Origin of the sequence: Bacillus sp. V59.32b (assembly GCF_003429085.1) — a bacterium.
In the GTDB taxonomy this organism is placed as follows: Bacteria; Bacillota; Bacilli; order Bacillales; family DSM-1321; genus Peribacillus.
Genome location: NZ_QVTC01000007.1, coordinates 101,025 through 118,928, shown reverse-complemented (window position 1 = coordinate 118,928; position 17,904 = coordinate 101,025). Strand labels below are relative to the sequence as shown.

The window sequence follows — 17,904 nt, the reverse complement described above, 5'->3', positions numbered from 1 at the left end:
TTTCACATTTCTTTATCAAGATATTTGGGCATTAAAGTTTATAAATCATGTTTTGATGCAAACTAGATAGAAAAATGGAGGTTCTGATCTTGAAATATGCAACCGCATTATTTGTAAAATTTATAACCTGTGTAATTTCTTTCGCGATTGGCTTGGATCTTTTCTTTGATGCGACTTTTCTGGATATCCTTTCCTTTAGTCTTTTCGCCACTATTGTTTCTTATATAGTTGGAGACCGAATCGTATTGCCGCATTTCGGACAGAGAGCAGCGACTGCAATTGATTTTCTTTTAATCTATGTGAGCGTGTGGATCTTCGGGGCTATCCTTCTCGATAACTATTTGCAAATCGCCTGGGGAAGCATTATATCAGCAACCTTGATTACGGCTGTGGAAGTTTTTGTGCATCGTTATTTGCTCAGCGATTCATCGGAAATTGCAGCGAACGAAAGACAGCAAGGCACCCTTAACCGAAAACTGGCTTATGGGACAGAATTTGCTGAAGATCAGGACGTGCGGGATAAAGAAAACAACCGCTGAATCATCAGCGGCTGGATTAAGACAGCATCGTTTCTGGTAGAATTCATTTGTCAGCTAAGATCTCGGTGATATATCTAAGATTCCGATGATATATCACCGATTTCGTTGATATTTCTCGACTTTTGGTGATATATCCAGTATCGGTCATATATTTTAGATTTCGATCATATATCTCATAATCCAGTTATAAGTCTCAAGTCCAACTATAATTAATCTGTAATCAGACTGTTTTCTATCGCACTCATCATTTCGAAAGGGCCTTCACCTTTATTTGACGTTACTACGAGTACGGTTTCAGAACCAGGGTAGAAAGAGGAATTGAAGCTAACACCTGGATCATATCCCATCACATGGTACTTGAAAATATCATTGTTTCGTTTCTTGACCCATATGCCGTACCCATAGAACTGCTCATCTTTTACACAAATATGAGGTTTCAAAAGTATTTGTGTATACTCAAAATTTAATAACTTATTGGAAAGTAACCCTTCCCATAGTTTCAGCATATCTGATGCTGTTATGTATGCCCCGCCATCCGCTCCGCCTTTAATCGGAATGCTATAAACATTCGTTCGCCACGTTCCTTCATGTTCATTCTCGATATAGCCATAAGCCGTATTCTTTGGAAGATTATCCATTGAAAAATATCCGGACACCTGCATATTGCAAAGTCTGAAAATCTTACGTTCTACATAATCAGTAAAACGTTCGCCCGTTACCTGTTCAATGATTAACCCAAGTAAAATAAACCCTGCATTATTATAATGGAATTTTTCCCCGGGTGAGAATTTCATCTTATTATATTGAATCATCGGCAGAAAATCTAATGGTTTCTGCAATAAGTACATCGGTCTTTCCTTCCAGAGTTCTTCAAAATCATCCATTTCGTCTTCATCAAAATAGTCTGCAATTCCAGAAGTATGAGTTAACAAATGATGTACAGTTATGTCTTCATCAAAATGAGGAAAATCAATATCTAGACAGTCCTTGATCTTCGTCTCAAAAGAAATCGTTTCTTTTTCAACTAATTGGCAAATTGCTATGGCTGTGAACAGCTTACAACCCGACGCAATGCCGAAACGGGTATCCGTTGTATTCAAAATTTCTTCTGCTCTGTTGGCATAGCCATAAGCTGAATGGAAGATTATTTCATTTTTGGCTTTCACTGCTATCACACCTGAAAAACCGATTCGATTTGCCGTTTCTTTTATAATGTGATCAACTTGAAGTTCAGGCACTTTCATTCCCCCTCCATTACGACTGAACTGGTCATTAACATATTATATATTAGCATGTATTTCCAAATATATGATGAGTTATCGTAATTTTTCTTGTAAATATCAAAAATTCAAGGGCCTGATAGATTCTGAATTTGTAAAATAATAACAACCGCTAAATAATGCCCAGCGGTTGTTTAAATACGTTTATTAGTATATCTAGTTCTTAACCCCGATATCATTTACCAGATTTTTAGGCTTTCCATCCTGCAAACCAGCAATCAAATTCGTTACAGCAAGGTCCGCCATTTTCATTCTTGTCGCTATACTGGCGCTCCCGATATGCGGAAGGGTTACGACATTCTGCAAGGTCAGAAGCGGATGATCTAAAGAGACAGGCTCATTTTCAAAGACATCTAAACCTGCTCCCCAAATTTTCTTGTTTTTTAAGGCTTCATATAATGCAATTTCATTAACAATCCCGCCCCTTGCCGTATTAATCAGCACCGCCGTCTCCTTCATCAAAGAAAGCTGTTCAGCGTCAATTAAATTTTGAGTCTCCGGACTATACGGAACCATAATACATACAAAATCGGAGACTTTTAACAGGTTTTCAAGCGAGCTATATATTATGCCTAATTCATTCTCTTGTTCATATTTTCTGCTTCGGTTAAAGTAAAGAACATCCATATCAAAACCCTTAGCCCTTTTTACCAATGCCTCTCCAATCCTGCCTAATCCGATAATGCCTAAAGTGGCTCCATAAATGTCTTGGCCGGTCATCTGCATGGGCGACCAAGTTTTCCATTCCCCTTTTCTTAAATAATCGGAAGCCTCTACCAGGCGGCGGGCGGTTGCCATTAAGAGGGCGAAGGTCAGATCAGCTGTCGTCTCGGTTAATACACCTGGAGTATTCGTGACCATGATGCCATGATCTGTCGCGCTTTTTACATCTATATTATTGTAGCCTACAGCCATATTAGCGATAATCTTAAGATTTTTGGCTTTTTTAATCAAGGAATCATCAATCGTTTCGGTTAGCAAACTGAGCAAACCATCAACATCCTTTATTTCTTCTTCCAAGATTTCATACGGTACGGGCGTTTCTTCTTCTTGCCACATTCGGACGTCACAGATCTCGCTGATTTGCTTTACGAACGGTTCAGGAATTTTTCTTGTAATATACACTTTTGGTTTCATTTACTTCCCCCACTGTTTATGAAAGACGTTGAATTTCTTAAGACTTCACAACCCTTTTCTCTCAAGAACATATTTTGGACTGCTAGATTTTTGTAATATCTCTTAAATTTAAATAACAGCGCTAAAAAAATAATAATCGCTGATATCTTCAGTACCCATTTATTTTAGGCATCTTATGTTTGACAATTTCAAATAATCAAGTTGATTACTTCATTTAATGCGAAGCAGCCTTGCCACGTTTTCTGCTGTTTTTTCCATATTCAACTTTCCATTTTCAAGTGAAGCCTCCAACGTTGTAATCTCATTCACAATGCTGAAAACAGCATCAATTCCATGATCATACACCGCTTCATAATTGGAACCGATAGATCCCGCAATCGCGATAACCGGAATATCATATTTTTTTGCTCTTTTAGCTACCCCAATCGGAGCTTTGCCATAAATCGTTTGCGAATCAATCTGACCTTCTCCTGTTATGACCAGATCCGCATCGTTTACCAGTTGTTCAAAATTCGTAAAATCTAATACAATATCAATTCCCTTTTTCAATTCTCCGTTTAGAAAAGCTAGCACTCCCGCTCCTAAACCGCCTCCTGCTCCAGCGCCAGGTAGATCTTTTATGGACACGTGTAAGCAGTTCTCTACTACTTCGGCATAGTTGTGTAGATTTTTGTCTAGGATTTTTATCATTTTTTCCGTTGCCCCTTTTTGGGGACCAAAAACGGCAGAAGCTCCCTTTTCACCTACAAGCGGACTCATGACGTCACAGGCGGCTTCAACTTTTATGTCTTTTAAGCGTACATCCAATTTAGAAATATCTATACGGTATAAATCATTTAGATGATCAGCTTGTGGCGGGATTTCTTCGTCCGCCTTATTGAAAAACTTCACTCCTAAAGCGGCTGCCATACCAACACCGCCATCGTTTGTAGCTGATCCGCCGAGCCCTAAAATAATTTGCTTAACATCGCGATTTAAAGCATCAAAAATTAACTCTCCTGTCCCCCTCGTCGTGGTAAGCAGCGGATTTCTTTGCTCCTTTGGCACCAAATGAAGACCTGAGGCGGCCGCCATTTCAATGAAGGCCGTTTGACCGTCTCCTGAAATTCCATAGAAGCCATCTACTTTATTTCCAAGCGGCCCTGTAACAGACAAGCTCACTAGTCTGCCGTCCGTTCCATCAGCAAGGGATTGAACGGTACCCTCACCACCGTCACCAATCGGGATCTTCACATAGTCAGAAGAAGGAAAAATTTTTCGGAAGCCATTCTCAACAGCATGGCACACTTCCATGGACGTCAAGCTTTCTTTAAAAGAATCCGGGGCTATGACGATCTTCATAAACATCCTCCACTCCTGTTGAACAGATAGTTTTTGTCTTTCTATTTCGTTTTTTATTTACCAAATACCATTGCTATATCCATCTTACTCACAGAAAAATGGATTTTCAAGGAAATATCATTTAATGATAACCCACACTATTATTAATATCTTAGCCGTTTTGCTAATCTTCTCATTTAAACACCCTTCATTACTATTTAATTTAAATATTATAAATTTTGGAATTATGTTGTTTTATAGTTCAAAAGACTTATAATTAAATTGTATAATTAAAACTAAGGAGATGGTCCTGTGGAAAAGAAACCGGTTTATTACGACGGCAGTGTTAAGTTTCAATTATCGCAGATAAATGAAAGCGTTACCAAACTACCTCAAATTACGAACGAAATTAGAAAATCCATCGGCTGTAATCCGTATCAGGCTAACCCGGTCAAACGGTAACTAGAAAAAAGAACAGTCCCCGTGTTGTAAATGGGGACTGCCTTCATTATTTTGCCTGCAAAGCCGCTTCCTGGTCTCTATTTTTTGAAGCATCGTCTCCCCTACTTTTCCCCGACTTCCTCGAAGAAAGATAAACCCCAACGAAAATAATAAGCAAGCCGATGATTAAATTCGGTGTGATTGCCTCACCAAGCAGGACATAGCCCCAAATCATGGCGGTCGCAGGAATCAGGTAAGTAACGGTTGCTGCCAGTTCTGGACTTCCCTTCGTGTTAATATAAAAATAGATAAGCTGCCCAAGTCCTGAACCAAAGCAGCCCAGGCCGATGATGGCGAATATAGGTAAAGGCTCCAGCAACATGTCTAGCTTAATCGGCTCCGTAAGCAGCATACCGATGAAACCGATAACCGCACCAGTTAGTAAAGTAAATGTTGTTATGACTAATACACCGGTGCCAGTTAAGAATCGTTTCGTAAATTGACCGGCAAACCCATAGCAAATAGCGGCTAGCAACATCGTTCCAACCCCGACGAAATCCTGTCCGAAAAGCTGTCCAAATTGAAAATCCATTAACACGAGTATCCCGAAAAATCCGATAAGGATTCCAATCCACTGACGGCCGCTAAGAACATACGAAAATAGAATAAATCCAATAAGTCCCGTCCAGATCGGCGTCGTTGCGTTAAGAATGGAAGCGGTCGTGCTGTTTATTACTGTTTCGCTCAAGGGAATCAATCCCCAGGCCAAGCCGCAATTGAAAATTCCTACAAGGACCAATGCTTTCCATGGTAACTTCCAGTTTATCTCCTTACGTTTCCACCATAAAACTGGAAGCAGGATGATGGCCCCGGCCAAGCAGCGAAGAAAAACGATACCCCACACCCCCGCAGGCTCCAACAGCCACTTCATAAAAACAAACGATAATCCCCAAATCAAACTAAGCCCGACTAAGGCCCCGTACAGTCGAATCATGATTTATTCCCTTCTTTCTATTCTTATTATGTCAAAGTTTGATTTGGATTTCATTCGAAATCTTGCTTTTTAATACATTGACTCTGATACCGCTAAGCACTTATCGACCTACTCTTAGTACAATTAGCACAGGATAACCATTAGTAGTAGGACCATGATTGCCACGGCGGCAACACAATGTTGTCTCTGTCCCGAAAAGAAAAGAAGACCTTCAAAATTGAAGGTCTTCTATCAAATCTATTAGATAAGATATTTTTTGTAGTAAAATAACGTTAAGATGAATGCAATAATAGTGTAAAAAACTGAGGTATACAGAAAGACAGAACATTTTTCTGGTCTTTTCTTAGTTTCTGCATCAATCTTCATACCTGTTGTAGCTTGTGTGTCCATTCTTATACTGTTACTTACAAATCTTGAGAAATCACCCTGGAAGCTGTTAGGAGGTTACCTAAAATTCCAACTGGAATGGAAAAATCAATAAATGTAACATTAAGAACATAGGTAATAGCCAAGTTTATCCCAGCCAATAATGCAATTGATAATAAGAATCTAATGAGACTTTTCATAGCAGCCCCCTATTTGCCCAACTCATTTACCATATACTAAACACCAACTCGACTTATCGATTACTTTTGTTAAACTAAACCTTTAATTATCATAGTTCTTAGGCTTTTATAAATATTTTATGATTCATACAAAGAAATTTATTCAACTATCATTTTGCTTGCAGTTTCAGCATCACTTCAATGTTTAATTGCATCCAAGAAATGAAAATCAACTTAAATAATGGTCGAGATAAGATGTCTGCCAAGCATTGAAACGTTATATCCAACCTATGAGCTTACTGCTAAAAAACATGTAGGAAAAATGGAGAGGAAGTTAAAGGATTATTAATGTGAGAAAAACAGAAAGAAAGTCCTTAAGGAAAGAGGTTAATACTCTTTTTTTCATCTTTCATTTCATCGATTCAGATTACTGTCCCTCTATCACTGCTTTTAAAGCGCACATCTTCCCTCCATTTAATTACGGTAACTTCTGTTCCTTTTCCAACTCTGGATTCGATTTTGAATTCATCCATTAACCTTCTAACACCGGGAAGACCGAAACCGAGACCGCTAGAGGTTGAATATCCATCCTTCATCACTTTTGCTACATCCTCTATTCCCCAGCCACTATCTTTGGCGATTACCTTTATGCCCACCGTATGCTCTACTAACATTTGTTCTATAGAAATCTGTCCATAATCTGCATACAAAACTATATTTCGCGCCAGTTCAGAAATGGCAGTAATGATTCTAACCTGATTTACATTTCCAAAACGAAGTGATTTTGATAATTCTCTGCCTTTTCGTCTTGCCTCTGCTATATCTTCATTTTTATGAATATCGACTATTATTCTATGCGCCATTCAAATCTCCTTACTAATTGGCGAGTACCATACAGGCCAATTTTTTTATTTCTCGCGCTCATATTTGCAGTCGCCATACTGTCAATTCACATAGTTTTTCGGTTTAGGTAATCTGCCGAATCTTATCCCCTACCAATAAAAAAGCCAAAAAGAAGATGGATTACTCTTCTTTTTGGCTTACATCTAGTTCTTTTGCCTAGCTTATTACCGCCCTGATTTTTTATTTGGCTTTAAAATAAAGATGATGCTGCTTCGATCTCTTTCAAAGTCCCAGTCAACAAAAAAATCCGTTAACTGTGCATCCAAATACGTTTCGAAATTGTAGCGATGTTCGTGAATAAGTCTTTTCTCAAGATTTCGTTTCGTGACTCTCAAGGTATCCTGAAAGCCGAGTTTAATTAATTCCTTCTCAATGTTAACAAGGAAGCCGGTCCGGATGATAAGTAATGTACGGGAATTAATGAAGTACGAATAAATAGTATCCGGCTGTTTTTCAGCCTCTTTACTTACTCGAGCAATCTCATTATGAATTTCATCTTGATTCTCGTAGGAATCTATAATAGATTGATTGTTTTCCGCACTTATGGCCACAAACATGCCAGAAGGCGAATCCAAATTCCAATCGTAATAAAATTCCTCAATATCCATCCCAATATGTATTTTTATGTATGCTTTAATTTCTTCAATTAATGTTTCCATTAACATGTCCCTGGTTTTTTCAACATAGATGCTCTGTTCCTGATTGACTAACGCTTTTTCCATCGGGGATAAGAAGTTTGTAATATAAACAGTGATAAATGGCTTATTAATACTTGCAAATACCGATTCCGGGCCCCTTCCGAAATTTTCCCGAAGCAGCCTTCCGATATAACTGCCCAATTCTTTTTCACGATCTCTTTCCAATACATTCATATAATTCGTCCTTTGGCATATGTCTACTATTTGATCATTTCATCCATTTTCTAGTTCTTTAGATTAGTATAAGATGAATACTTAATGCTTATAAAGAATAAAATCCAAAATATTTTCAGTTTTTTTATCCACTAAAACAAGCCAAAAAGAAGGTCTTTGACCATGCTTTTTGGCTTACATCTAGTTCTATTGCCTAGCTTGTTTCCACCCATCATTAAATTGGAGATTTATGTTTGTTCATTTATAGTACATTATCCATATATATCTTGTAAATAAAAATTTCCTTATTATTACTTTAAATTTCCTTAATATTACTTTCTCTTTATGCCCATTCCATTCCTTCCCGTTTTTGAAAGTTTTCACATAATTTCTTATCTGCTTCCAAAAGACTACGAAACAAATTTAGCACTTGAGAAAAATTAAGGAATTTCTTTTCATGTAACACGATTCTTAATCCATATCTTTTTATGTAAGATTCCTGCCTTGCTCTTTTTTTGAAAAAGTCCAGTTCACAAGAAAGATTCCAAGGAAAATCAGTAAGCCTCCCAGATAGACATACCATTGTATTACTTCGCCTAACAATACCCACCCAGAAAGAACTCCGAAAAAAGGAGCCAGAAAGATAAATGCACTCGTTTTGCCTGCATCGCCTTCATTCAGCAAGTAGAACCATATCGCAAACTGGATAATCGAAGCCATAATGGCGAGCCACAAAATAATAAAAACGGAAGTCGGGTTTATGATCAGCTTAGGGGTTTCAACGGTTAGTCCCAGCATCAATAAAACCAGTCCACCGAACAGCATCTGATAAGCAGTCAGCACCCATATATTAAATCGGCTGCCCCACTTTTTAATCAAAATCGTGGCAATCGACCACGAAATAGCCGAGCCTACTCCAAGCATGGTTCCTTCCTTCAGCTGTAAATGAAAGCCGAGGGTAAGAAACACCCCTGCAAATCCAACCACAACACCCGCCCAATGGGAAAACTGATATTTAGAGCCAAGGAAAAGACTGGCCAGGATAACAACAATAAGAGGATTGCTGAAAGTCAGTATGGAGGATTCTCCAGCCGGTATCGTTCTTAAACTCAGAAAAATGCAGGCCATTACTCCAGCTGTCTGGAAGAGTCCGGTAAGAAGGATTCTTCCCCAATCGGACGGCAACTTAGGATGCGGTTTTTTAATGACCAGCATTGCCATGATTAAACCTGCAATCGTAAACCGCAAGCCGACAAGCAGTAAAGGAGAAACATACGTTAACCCTATTTTCCCGACCGCAAAGGATGAGCCCATAAGCGAAGTAGTCAAGATAACTAGCAATATGTAATAATATCGATTCATAATCCGCTCCCCGGCATGTACCTTGACTTAATATCCTAGAATGGATTTTAAACAAATAGTAACATACCTCTTTCATCCGTGTATGTAAATTCGCTTACATGCATAATAAAAACCTTATCGCAAGGTTGAAACTAACCCGGCTATAAGGCTTTAAATAGACTCATAAACGTATATAAAATATTATCGTATATTTCTTTTAGGATTGGATGAGGTTCTATTTGCATCCGGGGGCATAGTGTTTCCGCGGAAGTTGGCTGCCTGTTTTACCGAGTTTGTGACGTTATGAATGACTTCGCCGACATCCTGAGCAGATTCCAGTAATGGATCCACAGTCCGCATTTTATGCTTCACATCGACCGTGATTTGATTGGCTGTATGGATCAGCTCCCTGGATTCCTGCGTGAGGTCCTGGACCGCGTTCCTCACCTCACTAAGGGTCTTGTTGGTTTCTCCCAGTGTCACCATTCCTTTTTGGAGCAACCCGATAAGAAATATGACCAGCCAGATAAATGCAATTGCGATGGCAGCAACACTGAATTCAATAAGCATAAAAACAACTCCTCCTTTTTAACCAATTTATGTACAAGCACTGCAGATATTCCTTATATATTTCCAATCCGAATTTATCCGAAAATAAAGAAAACTCGTCGATTGACGAGCCGTAAGGCGGAGATTAGACGAAGTTGCACTTATGCAGAGAGGAACATTTCCACTTTCATTTCTGCCAAAAAAATACAAATGCCTATATCCCCTTGCGCTCGGGAAGCAGCATTCGTATGTATCTAAGGATAAATTCCGGTAACACATCAATATTGCCTGTGAAGTGGAGAGCAGCCGTTAATTTAACCTAATCTTCACTCCCCCATTTGGTGTAGACCTGATTACCGGGGCATCTTCACTGGTTTTAAAGTTGGATGTTCTTGCTGGTTGGTCCTTACTGGACACAGAACTCGCTGCATCTTCTCGATGATGATTAGTGGCACCGTTTTCTCTTGACACAGCTTCGTTATTTGGAATGATACCAGATCGTTTAACCGTATCTGTTACACTGTGGATCACTTCTCCTACATCCTGGGCCGATTCTAACAAGGGGTCAAATGAGTGGATCTTATCTTTGATATCGTCAGTGACTTGGCTGGCGGAATGGATCAACCGTTGGGATTCCTCTGTCAGGCCAGTAACGCTGTTTCTCACTTCAGCAATTGTGCGTTGGGTTTCCCCGAGTGTCTGAATCAATTTAGCGGCCAAACAAACAAAGGCAACTGAAGCACTGGCAACGCTGACCTTAATAATCATGAGCTTCCCCTCCCTTTCCCTTTCATTTTATGTACGTGCCTCAAGCTATATTCCCGTAGTTACAGGAATATAGCTGAAGTCGGGGGAGCTTCAGTATCGAGTTGTTGCACTCTTTTCATTTGGCAATGATATACCAAAAAAAGAGTCTTCTTGTACATTTATATTTCCTTTTTTCTATTCTCCGAAATGGTTACAAATTTCCTGCTTCCGGCTTCCATTCCAACAATAAATAGTAAAATCGCTGCTACGCAAAGAATAATGATAGGAATCGTCCAACTATGAGTGAAGTCGTGAATAAGGCCAAAAAGTGCCGGTCCAACCGCGGCCAATAAATATCCAATCGATTGGGCCATTCCCGATAACTCTGCTGCTTGATGAGCGTTTTGTGTCCGCAAAACAAAAAACATCGTGGCCAAACTGAAGGCTGCCCCTAAGGCAATTCCAACGAGCACTGCGCAAAATGGGGCAAATGTTGGACTCCCGCTCAACAGCCCTGCATAGGTAAGAAGCAAACAAAGCACAATGAACCCTACGAGGCCCCGTTGGTTAGCAAGACGCCCTGCCCAAATTGGGATTAAGAAGGAAGCTGGAAGGCTTACAAACTGGGCCAATGACAAAAGCCAGCCTGCTGTCGAATGGCTTAATCCTTGTTCATGAAGCATGGAAGGAAACCAGGTTATGACAGTATAAAAGACTGTGGATTGCAGCCCCATAAACAAAGCAACTTTCCAGGCGAGGCCGGATTGCCATACAGAGCCGCCCTTTTTCTGAGAACTCGTTGGCTTATTAGCTGAACGCAGCTGTGGCAGCCATAATACTAGGGAAACGAGGGAAAGTAGAATCCAGCATACAAGCGAAGAACGCCAGCCTTGGCCGAAGCCCTGAGAGATGGGAATACTAACCCCTGAGGCTATTGCTGCCCATAGATTCATAGAAAGGGAGTATGTACCCGTCATAAGACCGACTTTATTCGGAAATTCTCGTTTAACTAATCCGGGCAGAAGTACATTGCAGATGGCAATTGCTATACCGAGCAAGCCAGTGCCTAGAAATAATGTTTCAATAGAGGGAACATAACGGAGAGCTATCCCTGCCGCCAATACAATCATCGCTCCAAAGAGTGTGTACTCTGTCCCAAAACGGCGGGCGATTTTAGGAGCGAGTGGTGAAACGGCCGCAAATGCCAGCAGCGGGATGGTTGTTAACATACCTGCTGATCCATTGGAAATGTTCAATTCCGTCTTAATCGAATCGACAATCGGTCCAACACTTGTTAGAGGGGCTCTGAGGTTGGCTGCTGCGAATATGATGCCTAGAATCAGCACAGAGACTGCGAGATTGGAAGAAGCATGGGTTTGAGTTATTTTATTTTTTGTTATCAAGTAAAATCATCCTTTTTGTATTTCAAGCCGAAGCAGACAGTTTTAAATAATTGTTAAAAATCCATGTTATAACCAAATGGCTATGACAGTACATTCACCTTTTTAACCAAATTAACAGACTAAGGTCTTAGGATTGGCATAGTTCTCCTCCAAGAAGCATTCTTTCCAAGAATTTCCGAAGAGTGTACCCTTTTTCATGTCATTCACACTAGAAGATGAATTTTAAGTCTAAAACCACAAGAAAATCAGCCAAGTAAATGGACCCTTATGAAAATATATCAATCATGGCCACTTCAAATCCTTGAAGAACAAACGAACGGAGAACATCTTCTTCTTTGTATATAAAGGGTGTCCCATATACGTCCTCTTCTGTGAGGATATATTGCTCGACTACTCTTTCATTGGGGTAGATTAATAAATACTCTTTTACTCCATGTTTTTGGTATACGTTCAGTTTTTCAATGCGGTCTTTGTGCCACGTAGAAGGATATACAGTTCTCCTGTTAGCTGGGTGAATTCGTTGGTGTTTCCGGGATGGTACAGATTGCTTATGAGGAATGCCGTCAATAACTTCATAGCGCGGTTCGTCAGGCCATGTTAAATATTCAGCATATGTTACTTTCTTAGGATCAGGTTTAATGGAACTCATTACAACCCCCCACTTACTAACCATAGTTTAACAACATTTTAAAGATAATGATAGCCGAACAAAACGGACGTTCAAATCAGATGCGAAAGAAAAATTGATTTTCAAGTTTAGCTCTTTCCTAACTTCCGCGCACATTTTAACAACTACGCATACATTTTCGCTAAAAACGCTCCCATATTTCGTCCACTATTCATATCTTAGACTAAAAGGTGTGAATTATATGGAAGCACTCATCTTCACTTACCTGGCCGCTTTTCTATTGCTTTTTTATGTTGGCCTTTTAATCATCGGGGCGTCATGTACGGCTGTTTTGTTAGGAGTACAACTGTTCAGAAAAATAAAAGGCAACGTATATAGGCAAGATTATACTAAGCATTTAAAGTAAGGCACCTTCCGGTTATTGGAAGGTGCCTCTCGCTGATTCTTATTTAGCTGCCTTTTCCTTATTATCTATCTCGACCTCTTTATCACTTGCTTCTGTTCCCTTTCCTCTGTCTTTTTCTTTTTTCTCGGTTTCTCTTTCTCTATCTTTTTCTTTTTCACTATCCCTCTTTTCTTCTGATTCTTGTTCTCTTTCCTCTTCTCGTTCTTCTTCTTTCCCTTTCGCCTTCCCTTTCATTGTAAACTGCCAAATATCTGACACCGCTTTTCCTTTGTAGGAATCAGTTGCTTTGACATACCAAGCGTAGGAATTGGCTTTATCGAGATGCTTCCATTTAACAGTGGCAACCTTCCCGCTGCCTATATTTTTCACTGTGCCGATCTCTTTATCTGTGAACACGGCTGCTTCAAAATAGTCTGTGGCTACTTGTTTTTCTTTTGGCTGCAGATCTCCAAGCTCGATTACAAATTCATCTTTACCGGGATATACGGTTGGGTCATAAAAATTATACTTATCCAGATATGGTGAATATGTTTTCACATAAATCCTATTTTCTGACGGATTTACTTGTAGCAATCTCATAAATCCTTGCCCGCCTTCAGGTCCGCCTTGATAGTCGGCAAGCATTTGATATACTTTTCTGTCAGGTGTTCCATCTCCGTTATCATCAACATCACTGATTAAGGTTTCGCTGTCATGATAATGTCCGCTCAGTGTTGCGATGACATTTTTATTTGGAACAACCACTTCTTCAAAAACCTTATTTCCGACCGGGCTGCGGTTTCCGGACACAAGCATATACTCGTGGAACGCAAGGATCGCCATTCGATCCGGATGCTTTGCGAGAACTTCATTCATCCAGGCGATATCCTCATCATTTACACCCCAGCCCATATAGAGCATAATGTAGTCATTTCCATTAGCAGAAACCAGATCGTAATGTCCGCGGTTATTTTTGTAGGATTCGCCATAATGGTTTTGATCTTTAAAGCGATTCTCACCAAAATACTTATAATATTCCGTATAGTCTCCGGTTTTATGGCCAACATCATGATTTCCGGCCAGTACACCATAAGGGACCTTTGCGTTTTCAAGTGTCTTCATATATTCGTCGGCGTAGCTCCATTGCTTCGGGTCTTCGGCGATATTGACAAGGTCGCCGGTATGGAACACATACTTAATGTTACTTTTAGTTTTGTTCGCACTGACCCAGTCTGTCATTTTCTGATAGATGTGCGGATAGCTTTCAGAATAATACTGCGTGTCGGACATCCAAACGAATGAATAAACGTAATTATTTGAAACGGCTATTTATCCTGAACGATCACCTGGACAGCACGGTCTTTAACAAATGCTGGTCCTGACACGGTGCCTTTTAATTGGAAATCTTCCTTAGCGGCTACTTTTGAATCCACAGCAATCCATTTTCCTTCCGCATGGTTCCAGGCATACATGGTGACTTTTCGCCCGGGAAGGGATTTTCCGTTCCATTTCAACTCGATTTGGTCTGAATCTTTTACAGCGGCATCAAGCTTGATCTCAAAACGCTGATACGGAAATTGTTCGGTGGAACTGGTTGTCGTGTATGTTCCGTCCAGCTTTTCAATGGCCTCCAACTCTGTCTCGGAAAGTTCTTTTTCCCCGTCCAGTTTCATTACCTTCGGCGGTTCTGTATCGGATGCATGCTGTGAGACTATCATATTTGCTTTATTTTCCGAATTGTACTTAAACCCTTGATAAAAGGAAACATCCATATTATCGTTGGTTGGATCCGTTACGCGAACAGACAGCTTCGGATTAGGGTTCACATTTGTTTCCCCATCCTTTGGTGTAATAACCTCAGGCTGACGCGGCATTTCTTCCACGACTGAGAAAGTTACTTTCTTTTCTCCCTTATTCCCTGCTTTATCAATCGCTGTAACCGTAAAGACATGGTTACCCGCAGTCAAATCTGCGGAGGAAGTCTTAAAGGGAAGTTCAATTTTCTTCCCGTCAAGAGTGGCTTCAAAGCTTTCAACGCTGCTGATCGCATCATTGATCGTCGCGTTTATATCAAAGTCTCCCTTATATTCCTGTCCCTCCAAGACACTCGTTTCAATCTCTGGGGCTGTATTGTCGACCCGGACGTTCGCTTTGGTCTCTTTTCCTTCGCTGTTACGTGCTTTTATTTCATGTTCCCCTTCTTTTTCAAGCTTCGTATTCCATTTATAAGCGACAGAATTGAACTTGTCAGAAGGAATGTTGAAGCGGAAATCGAGAAATACATGCGAACCGGCACTATCTCCTATTGGGAGTTCCTTGTCGACATCTTTAAAATCCGGATCATAAATCGTTGTCCCGTCAGACAAAACAAGGCGGATATTCTTAATATAAAAGTCGTCCCGGTTCTCTTCTGAAACCGGATCAAAAGGAGAAACCTTTGTCCCGGATCTTACGGTGATCACTGTATCTTCATTGATTTGCATTTTATCTGGTGAGATGGGAACCGACATCGTTTCATAGCTGTTAATGGTATCGTCAAAGATTTTTAATGTTTCATTTCCCATCGTCACACCATTTTTGAAATAAAGATTCGTCTTCTTAACATCAAAAGCAAAGTACGCCTTATTCTCCATGGATTTGAACGTATGATTGATTTCCTTGTTGTCAATTAAGAGCTTCGGCTGTTCACTGTCATCGGTTGCTTTTATCGTCTTTTCACCGGATAGCAGGTCATGATCTTTTACGTTCAATCGCAATCCTGTCGTTGATACTTCTCTTGTAATCGTTACTTTTTGTTTTTCAGTCGCGACAGTGTTTGCTCCATCTGAAGCCATTGCGTAATATTCGACCCAATCCTTCCCGATCAGTTCAGGCGAATAAACCGTATGATGGTAAAGCCCATCATCATAGTTTTCACGAAGATAGATTTTCTTGTAATCGGCCTCAGCGTTTGACCGGTAATAGAACGCAAGCGTCTTAACAGCCTGGTTATCCTTCGCATCAAAGCTGATTTTTAAATTGTTTTCTTCCTTCACTGCTTGTGTTGGCGCGATGAGTTGAAGCGTCGGATGTTCTGAATCTGCTGCTGAATCTACAGGCGCCTTCGGTATTTGAATACCTGCCACCTTACCAGGTGTCGCTTGTTCTTTAGCGCTGCTGATTTTCGTCGAGTCAATGGTGCCTTCTGAAGTCGGGAACCGGTAAAGAATTCCTTTGTTCGCCGCTGAGTCATTCACATTCGGCTGATCATTGTAAAAAGCTCTTGAGGTCTCCTTGCCCGTATTCGTGGCAATAACAATTCCACGGTGGCTGCCGTTCGCCATGCCCCCGGAGTGGATCCGGACGATATTCTCGTTCTCTGTCAATTGGCTTCCGTAATGCTTGTTAAAATCAGCAACCGTTTTCGAACCGTTATCAGCGTTAATGATCCAAAAAACAAGCGATTTCTTTGAAGGAATCACGACATCTTCTTTATCAGAAGGCCACACCAAATCCGCTTCCGGACCCTCTGCCGGGTAGCGGTACTGAATCTTGTAATCCTTGAAATTTACCGGTTTGTCGCTATTGTTGTAAATCTCAATAAATTCATAGCCATCAAGCTTTCCGACATTGGTTGAATCCGGAACAATTTCCGTGACAAGCAATGGAGGAACTTTTTGTGTATCGTAAGGCGGTTGTTCGATTGCTGCGGTATACGTTTCGGTTTTGCTTGTATTGATTCCATCTGTTGCTTCTATATAATAGGAAAATGTTTCAGACCAAAGCTCGTTTTTAGGGATGACTGCCTTATATATCTGTTCTTCTGCAGAAAGTGCCATTGTTGCTTGTAAGTAAGTGCCTTCTTCCTCCTGTTTATAAAAGAGTGTCGCACTATCCACTTTATTGTTATCGGTAACTTTTGCGGTTACCGTCAGATCATTTGCAGAGCTCCCTGCCGTTACCGGCTCGTGCGTGATTACAGGTGCTTCTTTATCCGCAGGCTGTTCTGTTGGGACGAGCTGTAACGGATCAACCTTGCCGACAGTCGGCTCCGATTTCTTCAGGAATGTTTCCATATCATGACCCGATGAAGGCAGCTTGAAATGCGCGGACAACCCGTCACCGATATCGTCTGGCAGATAGGCTGCAGAACTGATCGCGTTTCCGGTGTTATCCTGAAGGACAATCGACCGGTTTCCTCCATTATAAAAACCGGTGAAGCCGGCACCTGAGAATTCCAGAATAGACTCCGCATCTATGCTTGCACCATAATGAGTAAGAAAATCCGCTTTATTTTTATTGCTTTTGTTATACCAGAATACAAGAGTTTGACCCTGGTCGATGGTGTGTTCCCCGACGGAAAGCGGTATGTTCGATCCCGATCCATCGCTGTATGTATAAAAGTATTTATAATCTGCCAGATTCAGCGGCTGCCCGCTGTTGTTATGTATTTCAAAATACTCGTAATCATCTGCGCCCTTATTATTCGGCATAATCTCGGTAATGACTAGTCCCTGTTTTTCTGAGGCCGACACGTTTTGGAAGGCAACAGGTGTGAAAAGTCCTGTAAAACTTAAAATAAAGACAAGAAACATTGCAAGAGGTTTCCCTAATTCTACTCTTTTCATCTTCATCCTCTTTCCCCAAATAATAGTTTTTTCAAAATAAGTCTAATAGTGGTATATGAAGAAAAAATGAAAGAAATGTAAATAGACTGTAAATGAATAGAAACAGGTACAAAGCCCCTATTATACAAGCGTACTAAATTACTATTTTACCCTCTCGTAATATTCTTGCTACTAATCTTTTACCTTTGCACGGATAAAAATTAATATTCCGTTGCTACTCTTGAAAAGTAGTTT

The 17,904-nt window shown here is 40.4% G+C and carries 16 protein-coding genes; 3 read left to right on the top strand and 13 right to left on the bottom strand.

Annotated features, from left to right (window positions below; all coding sequences use genetic code 11):
- Nucleotides 1-89: 89 nt before the first annotated feature.
- On the top strand, nucleotides 90-539 hold the full coding sequence (locus D0463_RS02195) for a YndM family protein (RefSeq protein WP_254052692.1): 450 nt from the start codon (nucleotides 90-92) through the stop codon (nucleotides 537-539).
- Between the two features lie 209 nt (nucleotides 540-748).
- Here D0463_RS02195 and D0463_RS02190 read toward each other — a convergent pair whose 3' ends face one another.
- The 3 genes from D0463_RS02190 to D0463_RS02180 all read right to left on the bottom strand — a co-directional run bounded on the left by D0463_RS02190 (nucleotide 749) and on the right by D0463_RS02180 (nucleotide 4,297).
- On the bottom strand, nucleotides 749-1,777 hold the full coding sequence (locus D0463_RS02190) for a serine hydrolase domain-containing protein (RefSeq protein ID WP_483295709.1): 1,029 nt from the start codon (nucleotides 1,775-1,777) through the stop codon (nucleotides 749-751).
- Between the two features lie 198 nt (nucleotides 1,778-1,975).
- Nucleotides 1,976-2,956 (bottom strand): 2-hydroxyacid dehydrogenase, encoded by a 981-nt coding sequence (locus D0463_RS02185; RefSeq protein ID WP_117304573.1) that lies wholly within the window; start codon nucleotides 2,954-2,956, stop codon nucleotides 1,976-1,978.
- Between the two features lie 210 nt (nucleotides 2,957-3,166).
- Nucleotides 3,167-4,297 carry a glycerate kinase gene (locus D0463_RS02180; protein ID WP_117304571.1) on the bottom strand — a complete coding sequence of 377 codons (1,131 nt, stop codon included), beginning with the start codon at nucleotides 4,295-4,297 and terminating at the stop codon, nucleotides 3,167-3,169.
- 291 nt (nucleotides 4,298-4,588) lie between these two features.
- Between D0463_RS02180 and D0463_RS19550 the strand changes: the two genes are divergently transcribed.
- Nucleotides 4,589-4,738, top strand: coding sequence for a hypothetical protein (locus D0463_RS19550; RefSeq protein WP_174234278.1), 150 nt, complete (start codon nucleotides 4,589-4,591; stop codon nucleotides 4,736-4,738).
- A 46-nt stretch (nucleotides 4,739-4,784) separates the two neighbouring features.
- Here the strand turns inward: D0463_RS19550 and D0463_RS02175 are convergent, their stop codons facing one another.
- The 8 genes from D0463_RS02175 to D0463_RS02140 all read right to left on the bottom strand — a co-directional run bounded on the left by D0463_RS02175 (nucleotide 4,785) and on the right by D0463_RS02140 (nucleotide 12,699).
- A complete protein-coding gene (locus tag D0463_RS02175) occupies nucleotides 4,785-5,711 on the bottom strand; it encodes a DMT family transporter (RefSeq protein ID WP_117304569.1) in 927 nt (308 codons plus the stop codon).
- A gap of 967 nt (nucleotides 5,712-6,678) precedes the next feature.
- Nucleotides 6,679-7,119, bottom strand: coding sequence for an anti-sigma regulatory factor (locus D0463_RS02170; RefSeq protein ID WP_117304567.1), 441 nt, complete (start codon nucleotides 7,117-7,119; stop codon nucleotides 6,679-6,681).
- A 204-nt stretch (nucleotides 7,120-7,323) separates the two neighbouring features.
- Entirely contained in the window at nucleotides 7,324-8,031 is a 708-nt protein-coding gene (locus D0463_RS02165; RefSeq protein WP_254052691.1) for a Na-translocating system protein MpsC family protein, read from the bottom strand.
- Between the two features lie 465 nt (nucleotides 8,032-8,496).
- A complete protein-coding gene (locus D0463_RS02160) occupies nucleotides 8,497-9,372 on the bottom strand; it encodes a DMT family transporter (RefSeq protein ID WP_117304565.1) in 876 nt (291 codons plus the stop codon).
- Between the two features lie 180 nt (nucleotides 9,373-9,552).
- On the bottom strand, nucleotides 9,553-9,921 hold the full coding sequence (locus D0463_RS02155; RefSeq protein ID WP_117304563.1) for a DUF948 domain-containing protein: 369 nt from the start codon (nucleotides 9,919-9,921) through the stop codon (nucleotides 9,553-9,555).
- Between the two features lie 288 nt (nucleotides 9,922-10,209).
- Nucleotides 10,210-10,668, bottom strand: coding sequence for a DUF948 domain-containing protein (locus tag D0463_RS02150; protein ID WP_117304562.1), 459 nt, complete (start codon nucleotides 10,666-10,668; stop codon nucleotides 10,210-10,212).
- 158 nt (nucleotides 10,669-10,826) lie between these two features.
- The gene (locus D0463_RS02145) at nucleotides 10,827-12,047 is read right to left on the bottom strand and encodes a CynX/NimT family MFS transporter (protein WP_483295711.1); all 1,221 of its coding nucleotides are present in this window, start codon (nucleotides 12,045-12,047) and stop codon (nucleotides 10,827-10,829) included.
- Nucleotides 12,048-12,315: 268 nt separating this feature from the next.
- Nucleotides 12,316-12,699 (bottom strand): Uma2 family endonuclease, encoded by a 384-nt coding sequence (locus D0463_RS02140; RefSeq protein WP_160118346.1) that lies wholly within the window; start codon nucleotides 12,697-12,699, stop codon nucleotides 12,316-12,318.
- A gap of 220 nt (nucleotides 12,700-12,919) precedes the next feature.
- Between D0463_RS02140 and D0463_RS19265 the strand changes: the two genes are divergently transcribed.
- On the top strand, nucleotides 12,920-13,084 hold the full coding sequence (locus D0463_RS19265; protein ID WP_160118345.1) for a hypothetical protein: 165 nt from the start codon (nucleotides 12,920-12,922) through the stop codon (nucleotides 13,082-13,084).
- 39 nt (nucleotides 13,085-13,123) lie between these two features.
- Here the strand turns inward: D0463_RS19265 and D0463_RS02135 are convergent, their stop codons facing one another.
- Both D0463_RS02135 and D0463_RS02130 read right to left on the bottom strand, forming a co-directional pair.
- Nucleotides 13,124-14,353 (bottom strand): metallophosphoesterase, encoded by a 1,230-nt coding sequence (locus D0463_RS02135; protein ID WP_117304556.1) that lies wholly within the window; start codon nucleotides 14,351-14,353, stop codon nucleotides 13,124-13,126.
- Nucleotides 14,354-14,388: 35 nt separating this feature from the next.
- Nucleotides 14,389-17,670: a lamin tail domain-containing protein gene (locus D0463_RS02130; RefSeq protein WP_160118344.1), complete on the bottom strand. Its 3,282-nt coding sequence runs from the start codon at nucleotides 17,668-17,670 to the stop codon at nucleotides 14,389-14,391.
- Nucleotides 17,671-17,904 lie beyond the last annotated feature (234 nt).